This window comes from Sphaerochaeta sp. S2 (genome assembly GCF_016406725.1).
Classification (GTDB): Bacteria; Spirochaetota; Spirochaetia; order Sphaerochaetales; family Sphaerochaetaceae; genus Sphaerochaeta.
Genome location: NZ_JAEKNT010000277.1, coordinates 1 through 5,121, shown reverse-complemented (window position 1 = coordinate 5,121; position 5,121 = coordinate 1). Strand labels below are relative to the sequence as shown.

Here is a 5,121-nt window from a genome sequence, read left to right as displayed (position 1 = left end):
ATCGAAAGAAACAGGGAAAATCCGAACAAATTACCCGTACCGGAAGGGGGGGATGGATCACCTCCTTTCTGATAAAGAAAGGCCGGGCCCGGCCCTCACAGCCGGACCCAACCAACGGTCGTCGACCAGCAGGTGCAAGTCCTGCAACAATGGCTCTATAGCTTCCTTTTCTTTTCTTCTCTTCTCTGATATGTTCGTTATACGGGACTGTAGCTCAGGTGGTTAGAGCGCGTGCCTGATAAGCACGAGGTCATAAGTTCAAGTCTTATCAGTCCCATTTTCAGTTGCTCAGGCAACTGGTTTTTTTACAGTGCATTTGCTAGGAATAGCAGATCAATATAGCGCAGGGATTGGAAGAATGATATGGTCAAGCGAAATGAGGGTCCACGGAGGATGCCTAGGAGCTGCCAGGCGAAGAAGGACGTGACAAGCTGCGAAAAGCCGCGGGGAGGGGCCAATACCCAGTGATCCGCGGATGTCCGAATGGGGTAACCCGCAAGTCTGGATGACATGCACATGCACGTGAATACATAGGGTGCATGGGAGATACGCCGGGGAGTGAACCATCTAAGTACCGGCGGGAGTAGAAATCAAACGAGATTCCCCCAGTAGCGGCGAGCGAACGGGGAGGAGCCCAAACCGCGTGCCCTCGGGTGCGCGGGGTTGTAGGGGTGCGGCGGGGGTAACCCGTGCAGTGAGAAACCACAAGTGTAGCGGAACGGTCCTGGGAAGGCCGGCCAGAGCGGGTGAAAGCCCCGTACGCGAAACGCCTGTGGCTGCATGGCCGCGCTACCTGAGTACGGCGGGACACGAGAAATCCTGCCGGAAGCAGGGGGGACCACCCTCCAAGGCTAAATACTCGGCAGCTACCGATAGCGCATAGTACCGTGAGGGAAAGGTGAAAAGGACCCCGGGAGGGGAGTGAAAGAGAACCTGAAACCGTGGACCTGCAAGCGGTCAAAGCCCTTTAGGGGGTGATGGCGTGCCTTTTGTAGAATGAGCCTGCGAGTTACCGTATGCGGCGAGGTTAAGGGAGAGAAGTCCCGGAGCCGCAGGGAAACCGAGTCTGAACAGGGCGTTCAGTCGCATGCGGTAGACCCGAAGCCAAGTGATCTAGCCATGGCCAGGCTGAAGCAGGAGTGAAATCCTGTGGAGGGCCGAACCTAAATCCGCTGAAAAGGGTTGGGATGAGCTGTGGCTTGGAGCGAAAGACTAAACAAACTTGGAGATAGCTGGTACTCTCCGAAATAGCTTTAGGGCTAGCGTCGCACCGATTGTCGCGGAGGTAGAGCACTGGATAGGTGAGGGCCCGTCACTGGGTACCGAGCTTAACCAAACTCCGAATACCGCGATACAATGTGCGGCAGTCAGACGGCGACTGATAAGGGCCGTCGTCAAGAGGGAAACAGCCCGGACCGCCGGCTAAGGTCCCAAAGTCGTGCTGAGTGGGAAAGGAAGTATGATTGCACAGACAGCCAGGAGGTTGGCTCAGAAGCAGCCACCCCTTCAAAGAGTGCGTAACAGCTCACTGGTCGAGTAGTCATGCGCCGATAATGTAACGGGGCTAAGCACGGCACCGAAGCCGCGGGACAGCATCAATTGTGGTGCTGTCGGTAGGAGAGCATTCCGTGAACGGAAGAAGCAGGGGCGTAAGCCCCTGTGGACGGGACGGAAGAGAGAATGCAGGCATGAGTAACGAAAAGACGGGTGAGATCCCCGTCCGCCGAAAGCCCGAGGTTTCCAGGGTAAAGGTAATCTACCCAAGGGTCAGTCGGCCCCTAAGGCGAGGGCGAGAGCCGTAGTCGATGGGAAGCGGGTCAACATTCCCGCACCTCCCAGGGTTCCGATGGGATGACGCATAGGGCGAAACGCAGCCGGGCGACGGTAGTCCCGGCCGAAACGGCGAGCCGATGAGGCACCCAGGCAAATCCGGGTGGCGAGGTGAGCCGCGAGCGAGCTGCACTACGGTGGAGCGAAGTGCGCGTAGTCGTCGTGCCGAGAAACAATCCCTAAGGAACGGCCCTGGGGGACCGTACCGAAAACCGACACAGGTGGGCGAGCTGAGAATGCGAAGGCGCACGGAAGAATTCGCGTTAAGGAACTCGGCAAAATGCATACGTAACTTCGGGAAAAGTATGGCCCCCGCAAGGGGGTTGCAGAGAAACGGCCCATGCGACTGTTTACCAAAAACACAGGTCCATGCGAACCGGCAACGGGAAGTATATGGACTGACACCTGCCCGGTGCTGGAAGGTCAAGAGGAGTTGTCAGAGCAATCGAAGCAGCGAATCCAAGCCCCAGTAAACGGCGGCCGTAACTATAACGGTCCTAAGGTAGCGAAATTCCTTGTCGGGTAAGTTCCGACCCGCACGAATGGTGTAACGATATGGGCGCTGTCTCAACGCGAAATCCGGTGAAATTGAAGTCCAGGTGAAGATGCCTGGTACCCGTGGTTAGACGGAAAGACCCCGTGAACCTTTACTTCAACTTGGCATGGAGACTTGGACAGGGATGTGTAGGATAGGTGGGAGGCCGCGAGGCGTGGGCGTCAGCCTGCGCGGAGCCGCTGGTGAAATACCACCCTTGCCTGTCCAATTTTCTAACCGCGGCCGTGATCCGGTCGCGGGACAGTGCCAGGCGGGAAGTTTGACTGGGGCGGTCGCCTCCCAAAGAGTAACGGAGGCGCGCGAAGGTCACCTTAGGATGGTTGGGAATCATCCCTCAAGTGTAAAGGCACAAGGTGGCTTGACTGCGAGGCAAACAAGCCGAGCAGGTACGAAAGTAGGTCTTAGTGATCTGGCGGTAGCGAGTGGAAGCGCCGTCACTTAACGGATAAAAGGTACTCCGGGGATAACAGGCTGATCTTGCCCAAGAGTTCATATCGACGGCAAGGTTTGGCACCTCGATGTCGGCTCATCGCATCCTGGGGCTGGAGCAGGTCCCAAGGGTTTGGCTGTTCGCCAATTAAAGCGGTACGCGAGCTGGGTTCAGAACGTCGTGAGACAGTTCGGTCCCTATCTGCCATGGGCGTTGGATGTTTGAGGGGTTCTGCTTTTAGTACGAGAGGACCGAAGTGGACGAACCTCTGGTGTACCGGTTGTCGTGCCAACGGCAGCTGCCGGGTAGCTACGTTCGGAAGGGATAACCGCTGAAAGCATCTAAGCGGGAAGCCCTCCCCAAGATGAGACATCCCACCCGCACAAGCGGGCACAAGGAAACAGGGAGACTACCTGTTCGATAGGCCGGGGGTGTACGCACGGCAACGTGTTCAGCCCACCGGTACTAATCATCCGAGAGGCTTGACCATATCATTATTCCAATCCCAGGGCTGCCAAGGCCGGTCGTGCGAGATCCTCGCGCTCCCAGGCGTTGGCCGGCCCGGTGGCCACAGCAGGGTGGACACACCCGTTCCCATCCCGAACACGGAAGTTAAGCACCCTCACGCCGATGGTACTACGGTTAGCCGTGGGAGAGTAGGTAGCCGCCGGATTTTTTCTTTTTTCAATATACAGAAATGTGTTACGATTTGTACCATATGGGATCAATACGGTTCATTTGGTACAAAGGAATGCAGAATCTGCTTCTGGTTTATCCAGTGTATCCCTTACTGTTCAGTAAGGCTGGACTCTCATTGTCCCAAATATCCCTGTTGCTCGCAATTTGGTCGGTTCCTGTGGTACTCCTGGAGATCCCCAGTGGGGTGCTTGCAGATCGTTGGAATCGTAGGTATCTCTTGATAATCTCAGGAGTGCTGAGAACGCTCTGTTTTACCATCTGGTTGGTTCTCCCTCCATTATTCTTTGTATTTGCACTGGGCTTTCTTGCATGGGGTACTGCTGAGGCATTATCTTCCGGTGCTGAAGAAGCGTTGCTCTTCGATTCTTTGAAGCTGGAGGGAAGACAAGAAGCTTTTGAAACCATCTATGGAAGAGGCATGGGCACTGCTTCTGTGGCTGTTGCTCTATCTTGTTTTACCGGTGGTTTTGTAGCACATCGCTTTGGATTTCCTGTGGTGCTGCTTTCCTCAGTGGTTGCCAGTCTTGTAGCAACAGGTATTATCATGGGGAGTAATGAGGTGAATCTCTATAAAGAGGGACGGAAGCAACACTCCTCATTATACCTGCTTAAAGATGCGCTTAGCCACATTTGCAAGAAACGCAGTGTTGTGTATATGGTACTTCTCCTCATTATTCCCATCTCCTTGCCTGGTATCCTGGATGAATATGATCCCTTGATAGCATCCTCCTATGGTTTAATTGCAACGTATGTTGGATTCTGGACCGGTGGAAGGTACTTGTTGGAGTCTCTAGGAGCATTTTTTGCTCGATATTTTTCTGGGAAACGAGCACATGTTCCTGCATTGTTGTGTATAGCTGGTGGAATTTCCCTCTTGCTATATGCTTTGTTTGGCCAGGTTTTCTTCCTCCCTTTCTATTTTCTCTTCTATTTCTTTCTCTCTTCAGCCGGTGTGATCCAAGAGAATATGGTTCAGCAGAGTATTGAAAACCAAGGGAGATCGACCATTCATTCTTTTATCAGCCTGGCAACAGATCTGCATGCGATGCTTGTGTTCTTGCTGCTTGGCTCTCTGATCAGCATCATGCACATTATTCTTTTTATTGCTTTGTATGGGTCGTTAGTCTCTTTTCTTGTTTTTAAAGGGCAAACGAAAACCAATACAATGGAATTTCAATAAGAATTTCAAATATTTTCCCACATATTTGGCCATGTCATTTCACCTTGAAATGACATGATTAGGTGTGTCAATGCGTAATATACTTAAGAAATAGTGATGATTTTTGATTTCTCACATGAATTTTGCAAAGTCACTGGACAGAGGTAAGGAAGTTCTGTATAGTCGCTTCTTGTCGGCCTACGCCGGCCGCTGGAAAAGCTTCCTCGGGAGCTTTGGAAAAAAGGCTCACAAGGGCCTTGACGGACAGGCGGCAAATCGGGTAAGTTGACCGAGCGCCTCCCGAAAGGGGAGCGGGAAGATTTATGAAAGCAGAGCGCAGGGAAGAGATGAGAATAGGAAGGAAGCAACCCTTGAGGGGCTTCCCAGTCAATTCACAAGAATGAGAACGATAGTTGAAAAGCTACGTTCGTGCGAGAATTACAGGGA

Annotated in this window: 1 protein-coding gene, 1 tRNA gene and 2 rRNA genes; all 4 read left to right on the top strand. The window is 53.1% G+C overall.

Features of this window, described 5'->3' with window-relative positions:
• The first annotated feature begins 203 nt into the window (after positions 1-203).
• Positions 204-277 (top strand) — tRNA-Ile (locus tag JF818_RS07945).
• An 88-nt stretch (positions 278-365) separates the two neighbouring features.
• Positions 366-3,306 (top strand): 23S ribosomal RNA (locus tag JF818_RS07940).
• Positions 3,307-3,376: 70 nt separating this feature from the next.
• Positions 3,377-3,489 (top strand): 5S ribosomal RNA (gene rrf, locus JF818_RS07935).
• A 45-nt stretch (positions 3,490-3,534) separates the two neighbouring features.
• Positions 3,535-4,695, top strand: a complete 1,161-nt coding sequence (locus JF818_RS07930; protein WP_198891485.1) for an MFS transporter — start codon at positions 3,535-3,537, stop codon at positions 4,693-4,695.
• Positions 4,696-5,121 lie beyond the last annotated feature (426 nt).